Genomic DNA, 24052 nt, shown 5'->3' on the forward strand with positions numbered 1-24052 from the left:
ACCTTTTTACTTTTCAACAATCAGTCCACCCTTAGGCTGCATTTCCACCTTCAGGTTTCCCTTCTTATCCACCTTTACGGTCTTCATCTGAGAAACAGGCCAGAGAGCCTTCTTGTCCTTGCTGGCAGTTTCATGATAATAGGTAACGCTCTTGCCGGCAAGCATTGGCAGATTCAGGGTGAGCTTCATCACCTGGTCGGTGCCGTTCAAACCGGCAACATACCATTTATCACCATGGCGACGGGCAACAACGGCATATTTTCCTGGATAACCGGCGATGAATTTGGTCTCATCCCAGGTTGTAGGAACGCTCTTCAGGAAATCAATCTCGTGCTGAGGAAGCTCAGAGAGATTATTCGGATAGATGGCGATACATTGGATAGCTGCCTGGTTCATGATAGCCGAAGCCATCTCGAAAACATCAGTAGTATAACGGCGATGACGACTCTTGTTATCCTTAGAGAGATACTTGTTCATGATGGTACCACCCCAATCCATCGCACCCACGGCGTTGCGGCAGAATGGATGCATGGTCAGTTCGAAGGCCTCCTGCTTGGCATGATACTCAGAGAAGAATACATTCTCCGAAGCCAGTACAGCCTCGCTCGATACATAGTTAGGATACATGCGCTCCCAACCTCTTGGCAGGGTGCAACCATGGAAGATAACCTGAATGCCATAATCGTTGGCATCGCTCAGGATGTCTTCATACTGCTGCATGGTGTGCTGCTTGTCGCCACCGAAGAAATCTACCTTGATACCCTTGATGCCGATGCTCTTCATCCAGGCCATCTCCTTCTTGCGGGCCACGATGTTATCCATAATGCCACGAGGTCCCTGAGGTGCATCGTTGGCCACACCATTGGAATTATACCAGAGCATCAGACTCACTTTCTTGCTCTGCGCATACTTGCTCAACTCTGCTATCTTGTCTCTACCAATCTGGGTATCCCAGAGTGCATCAATCAGCACATATTCATATCCCATGGTAGCAGCCAGGTCGATGAACTGCTTCTGGTCGTTATAGTTGCAAGAGCCATCCTGCCAGATGAGCCAGCTCCAGGCATACTTGCCTGTTCCGTATTTCTGAGAAGCCTCGAATCTTGGCTCTACTACATCGTATGGAATGGTGGTTTCTACCAGAGGCTTCAAATCAGAACCCACGGTAATGGTACGCCAAGGAGTGGAACCCGGAAGAATGAAAGCTGCCGATGTAGAACCGATGCCATCTGCCTCCTTCTCCATAGGGAAGGCGATCTGATAACCCTTGGCTGCATCGTAATCGCTGATGTGACAACCCGGATAGTTGCCGTGAGTACCCGTCTCGCTGACCAATACCCAGCCATCGCCACCTACCTTGAAGAGGCAAGGGAAAGTATAGCCATGACCATAACCCGACTTGGCTGTAAGAGGCTGATCCACCTTATAATCTTCTTCATAACTTGGTTTGGTACGGGCAAAACCGATGAGCGGATCCGACTGTGGACAGAGGTAAGTGGTGGTTACCTTCGGCAGATTGAAGGCAGTCTTCTCCTCGTTTACGATGATATGCTGAGCCTTCAGTTGATCAAAAGTATAACGGAAAGCCACATCGTTGTTGCTTACATTGAAGGTAACCGTCATTGGCTGCTTCTTACCGTTGATGTATGTCACGTTGAGCTGGTTGGCATGATAATCTACATGCGAAACCTTGGCGGTGCGGAGGTCATAGCTCTTCTCCACCTTAGCTTCCTTTTTACCCTGATAGGTCAAGCCCTGACTGAAATCGCCTACATTGGCAAGGAGTCCGAGCTGTGATTCTTCCATCATTCGCTTGCCTGCATAGTCGATGGAATAATAGAGTTTACCATCGCGGTCTTCTACCACGACATTCAACTTACCATCAGGAGAGCTGATAGTATTCTTCTCTGCGTATGCACCGATGCTTGCCATCAATGCCAGCGCTACTGCTAAAACGTTTTTCTTCATTTCCAGATCAAAGTAATTAGTTTATTTGTTACTATGTTTTTATGCTTAATTACATCGGCAAAGTTAAGCAATATTATCGAATAAACAAAAATTAAACCGAATTATTTTGTATTTTCTTCAAATAATAGTAACTTTGCACGAAATAAACTATACACATATCAGCAGTTATGTTACAACTTGACAATTTCTATAAGGCTCGCTTCGTGCTGAGCAAGGTAATAAGAAAGACTGAGCTGGTTCACACGCCAAGAATCAACCCAGAGAGTGATGTTTATTTGAAACCAGAGTGCCTGCAGAAGACCGGTTCGTTCAAGATTCGTGGTGCTTACTATAAGATTTCACAACTCACCGATGAAGAAAAGGCGAAGGGTGTGATAGCCTGTTCTGCGGGCAACCATGCACAGGGTGTAGCGCTGGGAGCTACAGCCATGGGCGTCAAGAGCCTCATCTGTCTGCCAGAAGGTGCTCCTATCTCTAAGGTAGAAGCAACCAAGCGACTGGGTGCTGAAGTCTGTCTGGTACCTGGCGTTTACGATGATGCCTACCAGAAGGCGCTGGAACTGAAAGATGAGCATGGCTACACCTTCGTTCATCCTTTCGATGATGAGAATGTCATCGCCGGTCAGGGCACCATCGGTCTGGAGATTCTCGACCAGTTGCCAGATGTAGAAGCTGTCGTCGTTCCTGTAGGTGGCGGCGGACTTATCTCTGGTGTAGCCTTTGCCATCAAGTCGCTGAATCCTAACGTCAAGGTATATGGTGTTCAGGCAGAAGGAGCAGCAAGTATGGTACAGAGTCTGCACGATCATAAACAGGAGAAGTTGCCTTCTGTAGCGACCGTTGCTGATGGTATTGCCGTAAAGGAACCGGGCAAGATTACTTTCGAAACCTGCTCCAACTATGTGGATGAAATCGTCACCGTAAGCGAGGACGAGATCTGCGCAGCCATCCTGAAACTCATAGAGAGTGAGAAGATGGTAGCTGAAGGAGCCGGAGCTGCAAGCGTAGCTGCCGTGATGTACAACAAGGTACCGGTGAAGGGCAAGAAGACCATCTGCGTGGTAAGCGGCGGTAACATCGACGTAACCATCCTCAACCGTGTCATCAACCGTGGATTGGTAAAGAGCGGACGTCTCTGCACCATCGAGATGGAGCTGGACGACAAGCCGGGCGAGCTGGTAGAGGTAGCCTCCGTCATCGCAAGCCTGGGCGGCAACATCACGGGAGTTCATCACGACCGTTCTGCCAACCGCAACAAGGTGAATGCCTGCGTGCTCCGTGTCACCATGGAGACCCGCGACGAGGAACACGTAAAAGAAATCAAGGAGGCTTTGGAATCAAAGGGATTCCATCTCTGGATAGTATAATATTTAATGTTGAATGGTTAGTGTTCAATGTTTAGTATTAAGTGTTAAGTGTTAAATTATAAATTGTAAATTGTAAATTATAAATTGAAGATTATGAACGCAATTCACACAGACAATGCGCCTGCAGCTATCGGTCCATATAGCCAGGCTATCGAAGTAAATGGTTTTGTTTTTGCATCTGGTCAGATTCCTATCGACCCTGCAACAGGCAATTTCGTAGAAGGCGGCATCAAGGAGCAGACTCGCCAGAGCCTCACCAACGCCCAGAACATCCTGAAGGCAGCAGGTACCGACCTTTCTCATGTGGTTAAGACTACAGTTTATCTGAACAGCATGGACGATTTCGCAGCCATGAACGAGGTTTATGCCGAGTTCTTCAGCCAGCCATATCCAGCTCGTTCTGCCGTAGCTGTAGAGAAGTTGCCAAAGGGCGCCCTCGTAGAGGTTGAGGTTTTGGCAGCCAAGTAATTCTTCCTTTTTTCTATCAGGAAGTAAACATTCAAGGTGAAAATATTCTTTAGATGGTATCAAGCATTACATTAAAGAATCTGATTATAGGCTATCGTTCGAAGCATCAGCTCCGGGCGATAGCCTCACCTGTTCATGCCTCGCTCCAAGCCGGTGAACTGACCTGTCTCATCGGAGCCAACGGAGTAGGCAAATCTACCTTACTCAGAACTTTAGCCGGATTTCAGCCAGCGCTTGATGGCGAAATCCTGATTCAGGACAAATCTCTTTCCGATTTCTCTGCCCAGGAACTCGCCAGAGAAATCAGCATCGTTCTCACATCGAAGACAGACCATGCCCAACTCTCTGCTGAAGAGATTGTAGGCATAGGCCGTTCTCCCTATACCGGTTTTTGGGGTACATTATCTGCTGCTGATAAGCAGATTGTTGCCGCTGCTCTTCAGGAAACGGGCATTCAGCATCTTGCCCAGAGAAACATCAGCGAACTGAGCGATGGTGAGCGCCAGAAAGTAATGATAGCCAAAGCCCTAGCGCAGCAAACCCGCATCATCATCCTGGACGAGCCTACCGCCTTCCTCGATTTCCCCAGCAAGATAGAAACCCTACAGATGCTCCGCCGTCTGGCGCACGAACAGCATAAATCCATATTACTGTCAACCCATGATGTAGAGTTGGCGCTCCAGCTCTCCGACCGTCTCTGGCTGATGGAAGAAAGCCGTTTCTCTATCGGTACTCCTAAAGAGTTGGCTGCCGACGGTTCCTTATCCAGATTCATCAATCGTGACGGCATCCGATTCAACAAGGATTCCCTCCGCATAGAAATCAAATGAGTTTTCGTAATTGATTTTTTCTATGGTTGCACGCAAGCACATGAAGAAAAATTCTCAAGTGGCTCAGTTTACTAACTCAAGTAGCTCAGTCTGCTAACTCAAGTAGTTCAGTCAGCGAGTTCAGACGTCTCAGTTAGTTGATGCAGACGTCTCGGTAAGCCTACGGATACGGCTCCGTTAGCCTACGCAGCCATATCCGTAACCCGATACAGTCATATTCGTAACCCGATACAGCCATATTCGTAAGCCAGCGCAACCATATTCGTAACCCGATACAGCCATATTCGTAAGCCAATACAGCTATATTCGTGAATAAGTTTTAGATAATTATCTATCATCCATCACGATTTACATACACCACGCACCTTAATACGCTAATATACAGATACTTAAATAGCGTGACAGATACTCCGAAAACGGGAATATCCATCACGCTATCCATCACGATTTAGGGTTATCCATCACGATTTTCTCACTACCAGATACCGCATTCCGTCGTTGAAACGCTTGCGATGGATGGTTGGCATCTGAGAAAGCTTGCGGCCGAAGGCTATGAGACTGTTCAACTTCAACGATGAACCGATGTGACTCTTCAGCTCTTGGAAAATCTCGGCTGCCGTAAGATACTCACCCTGTTTGGCATCATCGGTCAGGTCGAAATAGAGATCGAAATACTGGTCTACCGGAGAAACTACCTCAAACTTCCTGTTGTTCGCCATGATCAGTCGGGTCTGCTCAGCATCAAAATAAGTCTTATCGCCTGCCCGTAATGCTGAAAGCGCCTGCGCATAAAGCTGTTCATAATTCGGACGCTGGCTCACATCGATAGGACCCGTGAGTTCCACACCCAGAAACCGGCGATTACCGGAAGGATCGGAGAGGATATCCTCCATATTGCTCGTGGCGATAAAAGATGCCATTCTCGGAAACTCCTGAACATGACTGCCATACGGAGGCTTTATCTTGACACTCGGCAACTGGATGATGTTCTTCAGGAATCCCTGCTGCACCTGAGGAGAAATCTGGTTGAACTCATCCAGGTTGATAACCAGCGACTGGCACATCGCCTGAAGCACCTGCCGTTTCTCTGACAATACGAGATTATCATTATACCCCCATTGCAACTCCGGCGGAACCAGAGACCGGCAGAAAGTACTCTTGTTGTAGCCCTGCTTGGAAATGAGAAGTGGCGCCACAGAGTTGCCGTATTTGCGATGACTGTAAGCAAGCCACTGGTCAACCATCGCCAGGAACCAGGTATAGAACCAATCCTCCCAATAAGGATTATCAGTAGGCACCGTGCGCGCCAAGGCACGGATATGATCCTTACCGTCCCACTTCCCCTCACACTTGAACAGGAAGTTTTCTACAGGATTATAGGTAGAAAGAAGATCCGACTCCAGATAATTGCGCACATCCTTGATACTCACACGGATGTTGGCGAGCTGTACCTCCAGCGTCATACGCTTCTGCACACGGGCATCCACAGGCTGATAGCCCCAATAATCCTTTTCCTTCGGTCTATATTCTGTGCATTTCATTACCGAATTATAACGGAAATCATATTTCTTACACAGAAATCCGATCATACTCATGATATTGTCACTCAACTCCTTACGGTCGTTATCCACACCTCCGGAAGAGTGGTCAGGCTCCCTCTCTTCAACGCTCTCCACAGGTTTTTCTGCGCCATGAAAGACATCATTCAACGTCAGGGGCAAGGCATCTTCACGATAATAAGGAAAAGAATCTCTTGTCATCAGAAAATCGGAAAAGATAGAAGGCTCGGGCATCTGCATCTTTGCCTTTACTAGCGTCTGATAAAGCGGAGCAAAGGTCAGGAAGGCCTGCTTGTAAATCCTGTCGGCTGCAACCTCCTCATCAGGTAACGTCCCCTTTGCTAGCGCATATTTCGCCAGAACATGCAGGCTGATGCCATCGGCTCCCACAAAGGCTGCAAAAGTAGAAGGCAGACTGGCTACTTTCTGCTTGATGGCATCCATACCTCCATCCTCATTTATATCAACAAACGTAAGCAGCAGAACGCCGTTGTTTTTCTTCATCTTCAGGAGTCCATTCTCCGATTTCTGAAATTCTGCCGCAGGGTGAACATGCATCCAGGTTGGCATATCCTTATACCCATCATAACCATTCATGAGATAAGGTACATATTCACGGAAGTTCTCCACGGTATTCCTGGCGTCATCGTTTACGATGCGCTCCAGGAAACGTTCCAGACTCTTGGTGCTGACCAGGAGCTGGTTCTTTTTATTTCTATGTGTTATGGTAAATTTCATTGTCTGTCATTTTAAAAAGTTTATCGATACGAAACAGTTTGGTTCATACCATGAAACAGTTTGGTTCAAGCGGAGAAACACTCTGTTTCACCCTGTGGAACAAACCGATACGTCGCATTCCCGCTGTGGATACATCGGCAGGGGATTGTGCTTTATTCGTAAACGAATCCGATTTCTTCTGCATAATGATCATAGGCAGGTTCCCCATAACCATATTCAGCAAAGACCTTCTTCACCTGCTCCTGCATTTCCGGCGTAAGATGTTTCTCCCCCCGATGTACACGATAATAGGTAGTACGGTTGCCCAGAACATCCATGACGCGGTACTTGATGGTCTGCATTTCGACATGTTTTACCTGGTCGTAGAGATGGGAAAATCCCCATGCTGCCTTGAACTGGTACACACGCATGAAATGAGAACAAGATGCATGGAGGTTAGCATCGGGATAAACAGCATTTCCGGCAGTAACATCATCGGGTTTGAACTTTGCCGAGATGAATCGGATGCATTCTGCTGCCCGAGGACAATCGGCATTGAAGCAGTACATCCAATGATAATCTACCAGACTTTTGATAAACGCAGGATCATTAAGATTTAATTCCATAAAAAATAAATTTTAAATTAAACATTAGGTTTCGCAGTGGTTAGTGCCATTGTGGAATCTGTGTTGTCAACTCTCCGCAAAGAAACACGGGGCATCTATGGCAAGATCGTCGGTCCCATGTAACTTGGTTGCTGCAAAGATACAAATTTTTAAAGCCAAATGCAAGCTTTGTCCCGAAAACTTTCATCCTTGTCCCGAATCACGTGCATAAAAAACGATTTTTGCAAGAAGATAAGCTGAAAAACGTGATGGATAAAGGCAATAAGTGATGGATAGCGTGATGGATTTTGTAAACATTTCGTCCATCTATCACGCCACACAAAAGAGGCAACTACCTCATTATCAAACGTTTAAAGATTTAAAAAGAGGAAACGTGAGGGATGTGAGGGATAAAAAGGGGAAAAACTTATAAGGGCCTATACAGAAATGGTTTGCCAGCGTATTATGCTATCTTGGCCCCTCATCATTGATATTAACGTAAAAACATTAAAAACGACAAGAATACCAGGAAGTTATGAAACGTAAAATCTACAGTCAATTATTAACTGAACTTTCGCATGTGGTTCAAGTACGGGCTGAAGGCTCAAAAGCTCCTAGCCCAGGGCGCGTGGAGCAAACTTGCGTATATATTGTCAATAGAAGCGCTTTCAACCGTACAGGTTGCCAGATTTAATATTTCCGTTTTTGCTGTTCTCTTTTATTCTAAACGCCAAATCGGCAAACTTTTTTATTGCAGCATGAACCTGTCCTCGTCCGAAAGCCCAGAAGATGAAGGCGGCAGAGGCTGGTGCAGTATGTGTTCCTACATAAGGTGCATTTTGAGTAATAAAACTAAAGCTCTTCATTAACGACCGCTTGTGACCTTGATCCTCACTTCATAGAAACTGGAACCATATCCCAGCCAATAACCTAAAGCCCCCTGAACATTCGACTTCAAATTGGAGTTGACAGGCATCAGGGGAATTCTGGACAAGGCTGCCATATCTTCGAAACTGCGCCAAAAGGCATAACCTTCCTCACCTAATGAAGAAAACTTTACCCTTACTATTTCATTCTCCTTAAAAAAAGGAGTGAAATCTTTCTGTAAATTATCCCTACCCCGTTTTACAGAAATCCTTCCCTCTTCTCCTATCATTCCATCGTCAAAAAGGCCTAATTCGGCAGAATACATTTCGTTCTGACTTCCTACAGTCTGCGTAAAAAGTTTGCATTTTCCCCGATAAGACGTATAGGCATAAAGTTGGAAAAGACTATCCACATCAGTAGGCTCTACACGAAAGGAATCAATTTTTGCAGACACAGGAATACGAGTCTTTGCTTCTGCTACCTTGCCATCCGAAGCCTCTACCCTCAAGGCATATTCCCTGCCCTCCACGCCACGCATATCATAAGTTGTGTAGATAAAAGGTGGAAAATATCTTTTATCATATCTACCAACCAAGACCTCTGTTCTTTCACCATCAGAAATGGTAATTTTCGCCCATCTGTCCATATAGCGAGAAAGGCTGTCTAATGACAGCTCATCCTTACCCAAAGGAATCGTTTTAGTCAGTTTTACAATAGGAAAACCACCAGCATCAATCCACCCTTCAACTACCAATTGCGATTCATCTGACGTAGTAACATCCTGGCTGCATCCTCCAAATATAAAGGATAAAGCCAAAACGACCATGCCAAAATAACTGTGACTGATTTTCATAATCTGCTGTTTCAAAATTTACAATAATAATTGATAGAAGGCATAATAGGCATCAAGAACTTAAAACCATTATATCTCACATGATTATCATACACCTTGATGCGATAGAACAAATCATTTCCGTGCATCGTAACATTATACAGCGAAAAATTGATTCCGCTACGAACTTTACCCTTCGTTGCAAAATCATAACTTACCGACAAATCAAGACGCATATAAGGTTTTACCCTATCTCCATTATGAGGTCCATATTCCGTTACAAGATTGCCCGACATTAAATAAGCATAATTCACTTTAGTATAAGGGGTTCCGGAAGCCAGCACATAGGTTGAGCCTAAACTGACACGGCGATTTATACGATAAGTAGCTACGGCATTCAGCTCGTAAATACGTTCATGTCCGGCAGGATACCATCCCTGATATTGTTCGCCATCAAACTTTCGCATGGCGCGCCCCAAGGAACCACTCAGCCATCCCGTCAGTTTTCCCCTTCGCTTTTCAAGGAGAAGATTCAATCCATAATTGTAACCCTTGCCATGCAACAAGGAGCCATCAAAAGAATAAGAAGAGAAAAGGATATCAAACATATTGCTATTATTCTCTATCTGATTCATCAGCCATTTATAATAAGTTTCAACACTCAACCGATATTCCTTTTCGGCAAACCAGAATTCACCTTGCAAAGCAGCATGACAAGCATATTGCGGACGATGATTCTGATCGGCAGCAAACCAGAATTCGGTGGGAAGTCCAGCCGAAGAAAAGCCAGTCTGAAAAAGATACTGGTTACGGATGCCCAAATTGAGATTCAGTTTGGCTGATGGCGACAGATCACAAGTAAACTTAAGATGAGGCATCACCCGATAAAAAGATTTCTGACAATGATAACCTGAGACTCTAGCACCCAGTTCCATCAAGAGATTTTCTCCCAAAGGTTGACAATACTGCAGATAAGCACTTGCCTCCATTGACAGCTGATGCTGCGTATCAGTCTGATAATTAGCAAGATTGCCAGAAATGCCAATATCTTGCGGCAAGAGCTGATGGCGAACCACCTCTGCTCCCATTCTCCATCTTCCACAAGAGAAATTTCCCTTATATCCTAAATCAAAGATGAAAGACCGCATTCCTACTTGAAAAGAATACTCATTTAAATTCAACCGGTTGGCATAACGGGAATAATACACCATCTGCTCCATCTGCCAGTTCTTTCTCCTCTCATTTTCCCCATGCTTGGAGCGCGAATACCAATGGAGCGCTGCCATCGTATTGTTCCACTTGAGCTTTCCCTGCAAGCCATGACTGGCCTGTCCTATCTTCATTTTATCATAGCCCCAATAACCTTCAATTTTCAACACATTAGCATCATCCAACTGAGTGATATAAGACAGATTATAATCTGAGAAATCATACTTCACCTCATCACCATCTACCTCAAGCCATTTAGAGTATAATAGATTGAGATAGGCCGCACGAGCCGATAATAAAAGCAAGGAGCGTTTGCCAATAGGCAAGCGTAAAGTGCCTTGAGAAGACATCGGACCTACAGACAGTTCTCCATGAACAGCACCAACCGAAAGACTATCTTCTGCCGCAAGCCAAGTAGGAGTCAACATATCTACCCTACCGCCCAATCTGTTAGGGAAAGAAGCAGAAACAGGAGATTTCTGCAGACTCATCTCTGTAAAATGTCCCGCATTGAATATTGAGAAGAAGCCCAACAGATGAGCCGCATTATAAACAGGAGCACCACCAAGGGAAACATAATTGTGAGAATTGTCGCATCCCTGAATATGCAAGCCGGCATCATATTCGGAATTGGTTTGCACGCCAGGCAAAAGTTGGGCATAATGCAGAGGATCGGCATTGCCCAGAATATGAGGCATTTCATCCATGAGAGACATGCTGATAATGCTGGTTCCCTCTATTTCTCTCAATTGAGAACGAAGGCGCTTACCACGAATCTCAACTGCCTGAAGTCCATAATGATTGAGCGTGTCGGTCATTTCTGCCGACACGCCTTTCAATATACCAAATACTACATAAATAAATATGCAGAAAACTCTTTTCACTATCTGATATTTCCTTTGATAATTCTACTGTATTGTGTTGACTTATATTAGTCAAACATATTAATGAAATCATCTACGATGCTCTGCACCTTATCAACTACTGTCTTAAACGACTTCTCGTTAAAGTAATCAGAGTAAGAATACTTCGAACCATCAGAGAATTCCAGCCACGGTTCAGCATCCCAATACTTATAGTTACCATAGCCATCCTCGATAGGTGCGAGATAAACCTTAGCACAACTTTTAGAGCTGTTATCGAGATAGAGCTTGGCATCAACAAGTTTATTGGCGTTATCAAGATACTGCTTGAACTGAGATTCATTTTCATCATTTTCATCTGCTTTATCAAGATTCTGAATCAGCAGATCAACATCAGAGAATGTTGCAACAACCTTTGCTTTGCCCAAAATATCAACAGATGCAGAAACCTTGCCGTATGTACCTTCCAGATTGTTGTCGATATCCCCAGCAGCATTAGCTATAACCGTAATCAGCGTTTCGTTGCCCTTAGAGATTACAGCCTTTGCTTCTGCATTTTTTCCTGCCTTAAAAGCCGCTTTGTTTATTTCTACCTTGTAAGCGCCAATCTGAGTTACGGAAGAGAGTTCCACCTCGTCTTTGGTCAGGTCAATTTCACCTGCGGTCTTCACCTCGGTATTAATCGTTGTCATGGCTCTCACCTCGCCATTTCGGCTCAGCGTAAGTTCCATCTTCTTAGGCAAGATAAAACGGTATTCGTCTTTATACTCTTGCCACTTGTAGCCATCCCAATATCCACCTTCATCATCAAAGCAACCATGGTGAATCAGGGTTCCATCACTACTACCTTTCAATGTAAGCACACAGTTCTTGCCATCCTTGTCATTGAAGAAGAAAGAGAGATGATCACCACCCTTCTTCGTCTGTTTCCAAACGCCATTCTTGAGCGTAAACTCCCCTACGAAGTTAGAAGCCTTGATAAGATATTTCGTACCTTCTTCACTGTCTGACTCCTCGGAAGCATCACCACATGCCTCGAACCATTTTGACACCTCACTACCATCTTCGTAGTCAACACCATCAATCATGGTCTTGAACTCCTGCAGATCATTCACATTCATCTTGCCCAGCAACTCCTGTGCTGTAGCTTCTAAATTCTGTTTAGCTTCTGCTGCTGTCAATTCTTTATTCGTACCAGGAGTGTCAGGAGTGTCATTTCCTCCACCAGGAGTCTCGGTGCCATTTCCTTTGTTTTCCGGATCATCACTACTGCTACAAGACGCTACAGAAAAAACCATCGCCAACGCTAAAAAAGATACCAACAGAAAATTCTTTCTTTTCATACTAGTTAGTTCTATACTTGTCTATCCTCAAGAACAAGTTTTTTAATGAATAGTCGGGTGGTGAGGACATCATTCCACCTTTTATTATAATTTTCCTTTATTATTATGCAAAGATAAGTTTTTTCCGTGAAAAAACCAAGAAAAAATGCATTTTTCTAGAACATGTACAATATATTCTTTTATCAGGTATCTATTTACATCTTTTTAATTGCCAAAAACTTGCATGATTCAAAAATTAGCCGTATCTTTGCGGCTAAAGATAGGAATAGGAGAAAAGATTATGGCAAACAATGAATGCAGAAAGCTGCCGGTAGGCATACAGTCTTTCAATGTTATCAGAGAGGAAGGATACCTCTATGTTGACAAAACTGACATGGTTTGGAAATTGGCGAACCAAGGTTTAAAGTATAATTACTTGAGCCGTCCTCGCCGATTCGGTAAGTCTGTGCTTGTTGATACACTCCAGGCTTACTTCGAAGGAAGGAAAGAGCTCTTCGAAGGACTGAAAATCATGGAGTTGGAGAAGGAATGGAAACAGTACCCGGTTATTCGATTCGACATGAGCCGAGGGGGAGCGACTGCAAATGAAGTTAAGGCATACCTGGATCGAACTTTTGATGTTTATGAGCAATTATATGGCATCCATATCAAACCAACAGATTCACTAGGAAACCGCTTCGACCTAATCATAAAAACCGCCTATGAGCAAACAGGGCTCAAGGTTGCCATTCTTATCGATGAGTACGACTCTCCTCTCCAGCACTCGTGGAAAACTCCCGAGCATGAGGGTTGCACAGAAGTATATAGAAGCGTGTTTTCCATCTTGAAAGCTGATGATGCGTACCAACGTTTCGTCTTCATTACGGGTATCACCAAGTTTACGCAGATTTCTCTTTTCTCTGTTCTCAACAACCTAACCAATATCAGTTTCCTTCCTGAATATGCAGCTATCTGCGGTATTACAGAAGAAGAAATCGGGGAGAACTTCAAGCCGGAACTGGAAAGAATGGCTGAAGTGAACGAGTGGACCTTGCAGCAAACTCATGATAACCTGAAGGATTACTACGATGGATACCATTTCAGTCGCAGAAACATGGTGGACATCTACAATCCTTTCAGTCTCCTTAATGCACTCGACGCACAAGACTTGAGCTGTTTCTGGGTTTCATCAGGAGCAACCTCCATGCTACCTAAGTTTGTGGACAACATGGAACTGCGCTTACGAAATTTCGAAAATTGTCCGATTTTACGCAAGACTCTTGAGAGTTCTGATGTCATAAATGGTGGTGCCGAACTCTTTCTCTATCAGACGGGTTACCTTACCATCAAGTCGAGCGATGAATTTGGCTATTTCTTAGGTTTTCCAAACCAAGAAGTGAAACAGGCTCTTTACGAGGTTGTACTGCCAAGCCTGACCATGAAATCAGAAAGCGATATTATCAGTCTACAAGGCAGTCTGTTCCGCCAATTGGGTACCGGGCAAATCGCAGATGCCATGAAAACACTGAAAGCATTGGTTGCCGATGTGCCTTACAGCAACAAGAAACTTGCCTCGATGGATATGGAAGAGCGCTACCGTCTCATCATCAGTACTATCCTGAATGCCATCGGTCTGAAAGTGGAGGTAGAGCATATGCTTGCAACAGGAAGAATCGACCTCATCGCCCAAACTTCACGCTACATCTACGTGATAGAACTGAAACTGAAAAATAATGGTGGTAAGAAGGCTGCCATTCAGCAGATACTGGATAACAAATACCTGGAGCCTTTCCAAGCAGACAAGCGAAAGGTGATAGGTCTCGGCATCGAACTGGACGAGGAAGGAAAAGGGCTATTGGATTGGGGAATTACTGAAGAATAAAAACATAGAAGAAGAGGGCGTGCAAAGACTATATCTTGCACACCCTCTTCTTTTTTCCGATTCCTACAGTATCTCCAACTGATCCTTTACCGCCTTATAGCAGCGGCGGGAAACCGTGATTTCCTCCTGGTCGAAGGGAGGAGAAAAAATGCAGCGGAGCGTATAGTTCTCGATGCAGAGAAGATAATCGAGATTGATGATGCAATCCTGACGAACCTGAGCCAGAGAAGGCGACATGGAAAGGATGGTCTTTGCCGTAACCTGCCTCTTCAATTTATAAACCTGCCCATTCGACAACTTCAACTGCCAAAGATGAGTAGCCTCATCAAAAGTGCAACTGAACACATCATCGGGCTTCAACATCAATAAACCCGAAATGGTCTGAATGGCAAGACGCTTGGCTGCTGTTCCCAGCATCCCATTCATTCCCGAAAAATCCTGAGCCTTCTGAGAAGCCAAGACTGATTCTGAAGAACAGGAAGAGGACTCTGGAACGGAAGAAGCATCTTCATCCACATCATCTCCATCTTTCATTTTCTGCCGGATTCGGTCTACCACCAGTTCAAACTCATCCTGCTGATAAGGTTTCAACAGAAAATCGAAGGCAGAGGCTCTGAGCGCATCAATCATATACTTATCAAAGGCGCTGTAAAATACTACGATAAGTTCCATCGGAATTTCATCTCTCAGAGATTGCAACACCTCAAAACCCGTCTGTCCAGGCATTTCAACATCGATGAACAGCACATCGGGCTGTATGCTCATCACCAGATTCTTTGCCGATACCGCCGAAGAGGATGTGGCAATCACCTCAAAATCTTCCAGAGTTGCCAAATCATCCTGCAACCTGTGGATGCTCTGTGGTTCATCGTCCACAATCACAACCTTAATTCTATCTTGCATGTTATTTCGTTTTAAATTCTTATGAAAAGTTTCTTACTTAAAGACATTATAATCGTAATTACATGGAACTCCAATACTTACACATATTCCTCTATTCCTGGTACCACCCTCCTCTTCTGATGCTCCTCTGTTGCTCTGCATCTTGAAAAACATCTTGCGTTCGTTGCTTGCATTAAGCATTTCGATGGTACTGTTCAGAATTCTCAATCCGGTTCCCGTACTGGCAGCACAATTTTTCTTTTTCTTGCCAACGGTACCCGAAACTCCACATCCGTTGTCTGTAACATCTATGCGGAGCATATCGTCCTCAACCCAGATGTTTACATCCAGCAAAGGCTTATCTTCCGTCTCTTTCATTCCCACAAAAGCATGTTTCAAAGCATTCTCTACAGGAATCTGGATAATCATAGACGGCAGCATGAGCTTCATATCCACATCCTTGGCAACATGGAACTGAGGCATCGGAAGGAACGGATTGGTTTCATGACGAAGAGTAGAATAGCTCGTCACCATCTGCAGTTCCTCTTCCAAACTTACCGCCATCTTATCGCAAGAAAGCAAGTAGGCACGCAGTACCTGTATCAGGAGCTGAAGCGGTTTGACATTAACCCCCTTCGGAAGATTAGATACGAAGATATTGAGCACATTAAATACAAAATGAGGCGAGAAACGATTGCGCACATTCTCCATCTTCAGGGCCATCATCCGGTTCATCTCCTCATGATGCTGATGCTTGCTGCGCATCCATTTGTAACGGATGAAAGCGATGAGAGCCAACACGCTCATTACCAGCAAGCCGATAATCAGGAGCAGGATGACTCTAAAGGATCTTACCTCTGCTTGCGTGGTGCTAAGGGATAAATCACGGCGAACGATGGCCGTATCCTGCTTGAATCTCAATTCATTCTCCTGAACATTCGAAACCATCGTGGCATTACGGAGCGAATCGTCGTACTGATTCATCAGTTTCTGATATTGCAGAGCCTTGGCATATTGTCCCTTGCGCTCACAAAGAGCCGCCAGTCCCTTATGATAAAGGTAAAGATAATTAGGCGACATCTTGGAGAGATCGTATGGCTTGTTCAAAATCTCAGTAGCCTTCGCCAGACTATCCTGCTTCAGAGCCAGAGATGCATTCAATCCATCCACATAGAATTGCACATCGCTCTGCATGGAAGGCTGGGCAAAGAAGAATTTCGTGGTAAGAGTCAGATATTTCTGTGCAGAATCCAACCGGTTGAGCTCCAGATAAGTCTGTCCGAGATTAGCATCAACAATAGCCGTCGCCAGGGGCTGTTCCATCTGCCGTGTAGCCTTTTGAGCCTTCAGAAAGCATTTCAGAGCCTCAGCCGGTTTTTCCTGACTGCTGTACACATTTCCCCAACTGTTGTAAAAGAAATGAACATCTTTCGGATTCTTTGGCGGATACAGGCGTTCAGCCTTCTGGAAATAATGATGTGCCAGCTGATAGTTCTGCAAATCATTATAAACCTGTCCCAGTCCTGAGAGAATACTGTTCTGGGCTTCATGCTGATTCAGAGAATCTGCCAGGAAATAGGCACGGCGATACCAGGAAGAAGCATCCGCCAGCTTACCCATCTGTCTTGACGCATCGGCAATATTGATACATACATCAATCGCCTCGCCGCAACTGTCAAGGTTCATGATTTCATGATAAGCTTTCTCATAATAATTCAAAGCCTCCTTCCTCTTGCCGGAAACCAGCAAAAGTATGCCTTGCAGATTATCAGCACAAGAAAGAATTCTGTTGTCAGGAGTTTGTTTGCAATAAGCGTTAACCGAATCTATCAACGACTGGCATTGGGCATCAGCCCCCTTCATATAATAACATTTAGCTATTAATAATTTTTTCCATTGATCGCTTTTATCGGGATTACCTTCACATTTGAAATTTCTTATCAGCATGATCATCGAATCAGGATGACTCTGCATGAGAGATTGGTGACCGGACACAAATTCATCGATATCTTTATGCCACGACTCATCACCCTTCTGCCGATGAGAACAAGCGGCAAACAGCAGCATCAGAACGAATAGCCACAGAAGGCACAGTCCGTTCTTAATCTGCATCGTCATTATCTTTCTATATACACTTACCATGATAGACTATTTAAATGAATTTATGTTTCAGTTGCGAAAGTACAACAAAAAATCCAAATAGACAAAAAAATAACTGAAAAACTCATTTTTTATATAAAATATGAACTAAAACGCGTTTAAATGTGTATCTTTGTAGCATGGAAATGCATTTATTCAAAAATATAGAACTAAATAATATACCTGAAAGGATGAACAATCCATTCAGCTACGAACCTCATCCGCTCTGCATCGAAGCATGCAAGGAGCTGCAGGCTGAACTCTCACAGCGAAACGACTGGCGGGAGGAAATAGACCGTGGAAAGATGTTCGGCGTGCTTATCGTAGAAGCCGACAATGGTAAGATTGGCTATCTGAGAGCTTATAGCGGACAGATTGGCGGCAGAAGCGACTGGGAAGGTTTTGTGCCAGCCGTTTTCGATTATCTCCAACCCGACGGATATTTCAAGAAACATGAGGCTGAGATTTCGGAAATGAACCAGCAAATCAGACAGTTTGAAGCCAACGAAACCCTGATAAAGGCGAAAAGCCTGATTGATAATTTGCAGCAAAAGCGCCAGGAAGTTATCACAAACTATCAGACAAAGATAAAAGAAGCAAAGGAAAAGCGAAATGCAAGGCGCCAGGAAGCCCTTTCGGCAGGAACACCCCTGAGCGAGGAAGAGGAGAAAGCGATGATAAAAGAGAGCCAGTTTATGAAGGCAGAACTGAAGAGGCTGAAAAAGTCGATAAACGAAAAGACGGCGTACGAAACGCTATATGAAAACTACGAAAAGGATTTGAAAAGTGCGAAACAGCTCCGCAAACAGTTATCTGAAGAACTTCAGCAATGGCTGTTTTCGAAATTCCAGATGCTGAATGCGGAAGGAGAAACCAAGGATCTACTGGAGATTTTCAAGGACGAGGCGGTTAAGATTCCACCTGCCGGAAGTGGAGAATGCTGCGAGCCGAAACTCCTGCAATACGCTTACCAGCATGGCTACAAGCCTCTGCAGATGGCGATGTTCTGGTGGGGAGAGAGTCCGAAAGAAGAAATCAGACATCATCTTCAGTTTTATCCTGCCTGCAACGGAAAATGCAAACCGATACTACATTGGATGCTGCCTAAAACTGTCTTTGAAACCCAACAGACCGAAACTACTATATATAATAAGGTGGAAACGCTCTACGAAGACCGTGAACTGGCAGTCATCTATAAGCCCGAGGGTTTACTCTCGGTTCCGGGGAAAGATGCAGCCCAGCCTTCCGTCTACGCTCTGATGCGCAGGAAATATCAGGAAGCTACCGGTCCGCTCATCGTCCACCGTCTGGACATGGCAACAAGCGGACTGATGATTATTGCCAAGACCGAGTTTGCCTATCATCGCCTGCAGAAGGAGTTTCTGAATCATCGGGTTCAGAAGAAGTACGTAGCCATCGTTTGCGGAAAAGACAAGGAATCGTGCAACCGGATTCTGAAAGAAGCAGAAAGCGGAAGAGGTTACATCTCGCTTCCTCTAATGGCAGATTTCCTAGACCGTCCACGACAGATGGTAAACCGCGAACAGGGCAAGGAAGCCATTACAGAATACGAGGTTCTAGAGCGTATTGACGATACCCATCTTCGCCTGGCGCTCTATCCTAAAACGGGCAGGACGCACCAGCTGAGAGTGCATTGTGCTCATCAGGAAGGTCTGAATGCCCCTATCATCGGCGATCCGCTCTACGGCAACGAGCCGGCAACAAGACTACATCTTCATGCAGAGAAAATCACATTTGAGCACCCGATGACGGGAAAGAAGATGACTATAACAAGAAAGGCTGATTTCTAACCGAAACCAGCCTTTCTTCATATCTGCGGATGACAGAATCCGCAGAAACAGATGAAAACATCGTAACATCAGACAAAGAACATCACGATAACCTGAGCTATCACCACTCTGATAAACATGCCAAGCGGATAAACCGTAGCATAACTGATACTTGGCGTATCGCCATCCAGCGTCTCGTTGGCGTAAGTAAGCGCCATCGGATTCGCCATACTTCCACAGAGGATTCCGCAGATACTGCCGAAGTCATACTTTTTGGTCTTCAGGATGATGAGACCTACGATAACCACAGGCACAACCGTGATAAGGAAACCGATGCCTACCCACATCAAACCTTCCGGACGGACTACCGTCTCGAAGAACTGTCCACCAGCCGCCAATCCCAAGCAACCGAGATAGAGGGCAAGACCCAGTTCTCGCAGCATCAGACCTGCACTTCGCGTCATGTAAGAGATGAAATGCACACGAGGCCCCAGCGCACCAATCAGAATACCCATCACGATAGGACCGCCGGCAATACCCAGACGTACAGGAGCCGTCATTCCAGGAATATCCAGAGGAATGGTTCCTACGGCAAGACCGAGAATGATTCCGAGGAAGATAGCGCCGAGGTTCGGCTCGTTCAGGGTCTTTACGGCATTACCCAGAAACTGCTCTACATGGTCGATACTCGTAGGGTCGCCAACTACCGTCAGTCGGTCGCCGTACTGCAGACGGAGGTCATCTGTAGCAAGCAGACGGATATCACCACGAAGCACTCGGCTCACATTCACGCCATAGGAGTTTCGCATCTGCAGACTGCCCAGGCGCTTGCCGTTCAGTCCCGGACGGGTAACAACGATAATGCGGCTTTCTACCTTCGCATCAATCGCATTCCAGTCTACCTTATCATTATTCCACTCCTTGTCAACCTTCTTTCCGAAGAGAATCTGCATCGCCGAAACCTCATCCTTATTGGTAACCACGAGCACATTATCATTCGTATGAAGAACCGTATCAGCCTGAGGAACTATCACCTGTTCGCCTCTCCACACACGGGAGATGATGAACTTGCGATGCGTCATCATCGTAATCTCTGCTATGGTATTACCGTTCAGGGCAGGATTCACGATTACATATTGTCCGATAGACGTATGGTCATCATCATCATTACTGCGAATCTCCAGATCTTCCGGTTTCACAAAGAGTTTGCGCAAGAGCATCATCGCCAGGATAACGCCCACAACACCCAACGGATAAGTAACGGCACAGCCCAGAGCCGCACCTTCGCTAGGCAAACCCAACTGCTGCAACGCCTGCTGGGCAGCACCAAGGGCAGGCGTATTGGTTGTGGCGCCACACAGGATGCCCATCATATCAGGCAGACTGATTGGCAAAATCCAGCACAAGCCGAGCGAGAACAAGGTTCCCACTAGGATGACAGCCAGACTCCAGAGATTGAGCGAAATGCCTTCGTGACGCATCGAACCGAAGAAGTTAGGACCCACATAAAGACCCAGCACATACACAAACATGGTAAGGCCGAAGCTTTCTGCAAACTCCAGCATATTCTGGTCAATAGAGAGCCCTAGATGCCCCGCTATAATACCCACGAAGAATACGAAGGCGATGCCAAGGGAGATTCCTTTGACATGAATCTTGCCGAGGGCAAGACCCAAAGTACAAATCAAAGACAGGATGACGATGCCTTGCACCGCCGAATGCACGTTGATTAAATTATCAAACCACATAATGTTTCTTTATATCTGTTCTAGATAATATTTTAAAAATTGCTTGTCGAGTAAGTGGAGGGAATTTCACCCTCCCTTCTCTCGGAACCGTGCTTGACAGTCTCCCATCACACGGCTCTTCGCACTTAACTCTTTTGTTTATTAGTTTAATATTCTTTATTAACCTAGACGTGGATAGGGTACAAATCCCTTCACCCAGTGTGAAAACTCATTTCTGTTGTGCGCTGCATACTCCACAAGCCAGTCATACGCTCTATCAAACTTCCTACCCTTGGAGAAGCGCTTGTACTTACGCATCACCCATCGGGTCAGTCGCTCATTGATGTAATTCAACACCTTGCGGAATTCAGACCTACCAAACTTCATATAGTAGTTCATCCATCCACTAATCTGCGTATCAACTTCATTGCTTATGTCTAGCAGACAAGCAAAAGTCTTACGATTCAGTTTCCAAGCCCTTACAGCTTCTTTTATCCTCTTCATCGACTTCTTGCTTATTGCAGGAAGAAAAGCTGTAAAGTTTTGACCCGTCTTTCTGTTTCTTGCACCTCTAGGTCTAAAGGTAAAGCCTAGAAAGTCAAAGGAAGTATGCTCCGAGTCACCTCTTCGATTGCTATCCTTACAATAGACTATCTTTGTCTTCTCTTCATTCAGTTTCAATCCACATTCCTCAAAGCGTTTCATTAGAACAGCTTTCAAGAACTGGGCTTGCTTATCCGATACGCAGTGGCAGATGGTGTCATCAGCATAACGCTCAAACGGAATCGTTGGATAGTTACGCGACATCCATTCGTCAAAGACGTAATGAAGGAACAAGTTTGCCAAAACCGGACCTATCACAGAACCTTGGGGAACTCCCATCGTTCGCTCTATCACTTCACCCTTCGATGTCTGATAGGGAACTTTGAGCCATCGCTCAATATATAGAAGTACCCATTTCTCCTCTGTATGCTTGCGGACTGCTTTCATCAACAATTCATGGTTGATTGTGTCGAAGAATTTACTGATGTCCATATCAAGCACCCAGGGATTCACATAGCAGCGCTCCTTAGCCTTGGCTATGGCTTGATGCGCTCCCTTGCCTGGACGATAGCCGTAGGAATCTTCCTTGAAGATAGGTTCGAGTATGGGAGTCAGTACTGATACTACTACCTACTGCGCTATTCTATCTTCAATCGTTGGTATGCCCAGAGGGCGAGTACCACCATTGGATTTGGGTATTTCTACCAGCTTTACCGCTTTGGGAAAGTAGCATCCAGAACTCATGCGATTCCATATCTTATAAAGGTTCTTGGACATTTCTTTGTCAAATGTCTGCTGGTCAACCTTATCGATACCCGCACTGCCCTTGTTTTCCTTCACCTTGTGGTAAGCTTCCCACACCAATCGCTTGTCTATTACAAAAGGTTTTGCCTCGTTCATTGTTTCATCCTCAATTTCTTAAGTTGGACTTTAAATTTGGCTAAGCACGCTACCCCCTTCGCTCCATCCCCATTACAGAGACTTCAACACTACTACGAGGTAGTCCGCCACAGACATGGACATCAGTACTTTCTGCCTTGCGTGTCACGGCTTTCGGCATTTTCCCTTAGCATTCCATGTCTATTTCTCCTGTTCCTCTAAAAGAGCCCATGTCAAGTTCATGCCACCTATACACCGCACACCCAGCAGACAGTAAACAGGTTTCCTCTGCCATTATCCCAAGATAAAGAAAAGACCTTGGTTCTGATGCGACTTGCTAACTTTGCTAACGATGCTTCATCAATGGTTCACTTGCGTTCATCTCCTTGACATATACCTTGCCAACCTTACGGAAGGCTTTCAATTGTCGTTCACCACCCATCTGTTTCCATCAGAGCAGCACAAAGTGGTTTGCAATCAGCACCTGCATGCCGAATGCGGTGGGTCTGCCACCATCTCTTTAGAAGTTACGGCAGAAATCTATCTAATATAGCCAATATCAGACTTCTTTCTGTCTCAGGACACACTTTCTCGATGCAAAGGTACATTAAAATGCGAACAAAACAAAATAATTCCCATTTTTTTTTGTATTATTCTCGATTTGCAGTACCTTTGCATCCGTAAAATGTAATAAGAATGAAAGATATTTGTTGTATTGGGCACGTAACAAAGGATAAAATCGTGACCCCGAGCAGTACGGTTTACATGGCTGGCGGCACCTCTTTTTATTTTGCCTACGCCATCAACCAATTGCCAAAGGATGTAAGTTTCTCGCTCATTACGGCGATGGATCCTACTGAGAAGGAACCGGTTGAAAAAATGCTCAAGGCTGGAATAAACGTCACCTTGAACCCATCGCGCAATACGGTTTTCTTCGAGAATATTTATGGCGATAATCCTAACGACCGTAAGCAGCGTGTGCTTGCCAAGGCAGATCCTTTCACCATCCAGCAGCTGGAGCATGTAGAGGCCAAGGTCTTCCACCTGGGCAGTCTGCTGAGCGATGATTTCTCGCCAGAAGTGGTTGCCTTTCTTGCCAAGAAGGGAAAAGTTTCCATCGATGTGCAGGGATATCTGCGCGAGGTGAGAGACGAGAAAGTTTACGCTACCGACTGGAAGGACAAGCTCGATGTGCTCAAGAACACCTATTATCTGAAGGTGAATGAGACCGAAATGGAGACCATTACCGGACTGAAGGACCCGAAGGAAGCCGCCAAGCTGATTCATGCCTGGGGCGTAGCCGAGGTTATCATCACCCTGGGTAGCGAGGGTTCGCTGGTTTATGTAGATGATACGTTCTACGACATTCCAGCCTATCCTCCTCATGAAGTAGTAGATGCTACCGGATGCGGCGATACCTATTCGGCAGGCTATCTCTACAAGCGCCTGCAGGGAGCCAATCCGGTAGAAGCCGGCAAGTTTGCGGCAGCCATGTGTACCATCAAACTGGAGCACAACGGACCATTCAACCGCACCATCCAGGACGTAGAACGCATCATGAAATAAATTTTAGATAATTTATCCTATTATCTTCTTATTTTTG

At 45.3% G+C, this 24052-nt stretch carries 18 protein-coding genes; 6 read left to right on the forward strand and 12 right to left on the reverse strand.

Annotated elements, in window-relative coordinates; translation table 11 throughout:
* Positions 1-6 precede the first annotated feature (6 nt).
* Positions 7-1968, reverse strand: a complete 1962-nt coding sequence (locus DWV53_RS02490; RefSeq protein WP_118151441.1) for a glycoside hydrolase family 97 protein — start codon at positions 1966-1968, stop codon at positions 7-9.
* Between the two features lie 167 nt (positions 1969-2135).
* Here DWV53_RS02490 and ilvA point away from each other — a divergent pair, with 167 nt between their 5' ends.
* The 3 genes from ilvA (at position 2136) to DWV53_RS02505 (ending at position 4633) form a co-directional block, all read left to right on the forward strand.
* Positions 2136-3335 (forward strand): threonine ammonia-lyase, encoded by a 1200-nt coding sequence (gene ilvA / locus DWV53_RS02495; RefSeq protein WP_118151442.1) that lies wholly within the window; start codon positions 2136-2138, stop codon positions 3333-3335.
* A 93-nt stretch (positions 3336-3428) separates the two neighbouring features.
* A complete protein-coding gene (locus DWV53_RS02500) occupies positions 3429-3803 on the forward strand; it encodes a RidA family protein (RefSeq protein ID WP_006848032.1) in 375 nt (124 codons plus the stop codon).
* A 53-nt stretch (positions 3804-3856) separates the two neighbouring features.
* Positions 3857-4633 (forward strand): ABC transporter ATP-binding protein, encoded by a 777-nt coding sequence (locus tag DWV53_RS02505; RefSeq protein ID WP_118151444.1) that lies wholly within the window; start codon positions 3857-3859, stop codon positions 4631-4633.
* Between the two features lie 461 nt (positions 4634-5094).
* Here DWV53_RS02505 and DWV53_RS02510 read toward each other — a convergent pair whose 3' ends face one another.
* The 6 genes from DWV53_RS02510 to DWV53_RS02535 form a co-directional block, all read right to left on the reverse strand.
* Positions 5095-6930, reverse strand: a complete 1836-nt coding sequence (locus DWV53_RS02510) for a VapE domain-containing protein (protein WP_118151446.1) — start codon at positions 6928-6930, stop codon at positions 5095-5097.
* Positions 6931-7082: 152 nt separating this feature from the next.
* A complete protein-coding gene (locus DWV53_RS02515) occupies positions 7083-7535 on the reverse strand; it encodes a DUF6078 family protein (RefSeq protein WP_118151447.1) in 453 nt (150 codons plus the stop codon).
* A 647-nt stretch (positions 7536-8182) separates the two neighbouring features.
* On the reverse strand, positions 8183-8380 hold the full coding sequence (locus DWV53_RS02520) for a hypothetical protein (protein WP_118151449.1): 198 nt from the start codon (positions 8378-8380) through the stop codon (positions 8183-8185).
* Entirely contained in the window at positions 8380-9249 is an 870-nt protein-coding gene (locus DWV53_RS02525; RefSeq protein WP_118151451.1) for a DUF4249 family protein, read from the reverse strand. Before DWV53_RS02525 ends, DWV53_RS02520 begins: the two co-directional genes overlap by 1 nt.
* Positions 9246-11252, reverse strand: coding sequence for a TonB-dependent receptor plug domain-containing protein (locus DWV53_RS02530; RefSeq protein ID WP_147468722.1), 2007 nt, complete (start codon positions 11250-11252; stop codon positions 9246-9248). The genes DWV53_RS02525 and DWV53_RS02530 overlap by 4 nt, the downstream gene beginning before the upstream one ends.
* Before the next feature lie 101 nt (positions 11253-11353).
* On the reverse strand, positions 11354-12628 hold the full coding sequence (locus tag DWV53_RS02535) for a hypothetical protein (protein WP_147468723.1): 1275 nt from the start codon (positions 12626-12628) through the stop codon (positions 11354-11356).
* 280 nt (positions 12629-12908) lie between these two features.
* On the opposite strand from DWV53_RS02535, the gene DWV53_RS02540 reads away from it, so the two are divergent.
* Positions 12909-14489, forward strand: coding sequence for an ATP-binding protein (locus DWV53_RS02540; protein ID WP_259318892.1), 1581 nt, complete (start codon positions 12909-12911; stop codon positions 14487-14489).
* 63 nt (positions 14490-14552) lie between these two features.
* Here the strand turns inward: DWV53_RS02540 and DWV53_RS02545 are convergent, their stop codons facing one another.
* Both DWV53_RS02545 and DWV53_RS02550 read right to left on the reverse strand, forming a co-directional pair.
* Positions 14553-15392, reverse strand: a complete 840-nt coding sequence (locus DWV53_RS02545; RefSeq protein WP_118081706.1) for a LytR/AlgR family response regulator transcription factor — start codon at positions 15390-15392, stop codon at positions 14553-14555.
* 33 nt (positions 15393-15425) lie between these two features.
* Positions 15426-17489 carry a tetratricopeptide repeat protein gene (locus DWV53_RS02550; protein WP_181992391.1) on the reverse strand — a complete coding sequence of 688 codons (2064 nt, stop codon included), beginning with the start codon at positions 17487-17489 and terminating at the stop codon, positions 15426-15428.
* Positions 17490-17701: 212 nt separating this feature from the next.
* On the opposite strand from DWV53_RS02550, the gene DWV53_RS02555 reads away from it, so the two are divergent.
* Positions 17702-19321, forward strand: a complete 1620-nt coding sequence (locus tag DWV53_RS02555; protein WP_259318893.1) for an RluA family pseudouridine synthase — start codon at positions 17702-17704, stop codon at positions 19319-19321.
* Between the two features lie 68 nt (positions 19322-19389).
* On the opposite strand, the gene DWV53_RS02560 is transcribed toward DWV53_RS02555, so the two are convergent.
* From DWV53_RS02560 to DWV53_RS15955, 3 genes are all read right to left on the reverse strand, one after another.
* Positions 19390-21048 (reverse strand): putative transporter, encoded by a 1659-nt coding sequence (locus DWV53_RS02560; RefSeq protein ID WP_118141708.1) that lies wholly within the window; start codon positions 21046-21048, stop codon positions 19390-19392.
* 159 nt (positions 21049-21207) lie between these two features.
* Positions 21208-22185, reverse strand: a complete 978-nt coding sequence (locus DWV53_RS02565) for a group II intron reverse transcriptase/maturase (RefSeq protein ID WP_220431995.1) — start codon at positions 22183-22185, stop codon at positions 21208-21210.
* A gap of 15 nt (positions 22186-22200) precedes the next feature.
* Positions 22201-22470: a hypothetical protein gene (locus DWV53_RS15955; RefSeq protein WP_220431994.1), complete on the reverse strand. Its 270-nt coding sequence runs from the start codon at positions 22468-22470 to the stop codon at positions 22201-22203.
* A 675-nt stretch (positions 22471-23145) separates the two neighbouring features.
* On the opposite strand from DWV53_RS15955, the gene DWV53_RS02570 reads away from it, so the two are divergent.
* The gene (locus DWV53_RS02570) at positions 23146-24015 is read left to right on the forward strand and encodes a PfkB family carbohydrate kinase (RefSeq protein ID WP_118151463.1); all 870 of its coding nucleotides are present in this window, start codon (positions 23146-23148) and stop codon (positions 24013-24015) included.
* The last annotated feature ends 37 nt before the right edge of the window (positions 24016-24052 follow it).

It is taken from the genome of Segatella copri (assembly GCF_003465495.1).
Lineage (GTDB): Bacteria > Bacteroidota > Bacteroidia > Bacteroidales > Bacteroidaceae > Prevotella > Prevotella copri_G.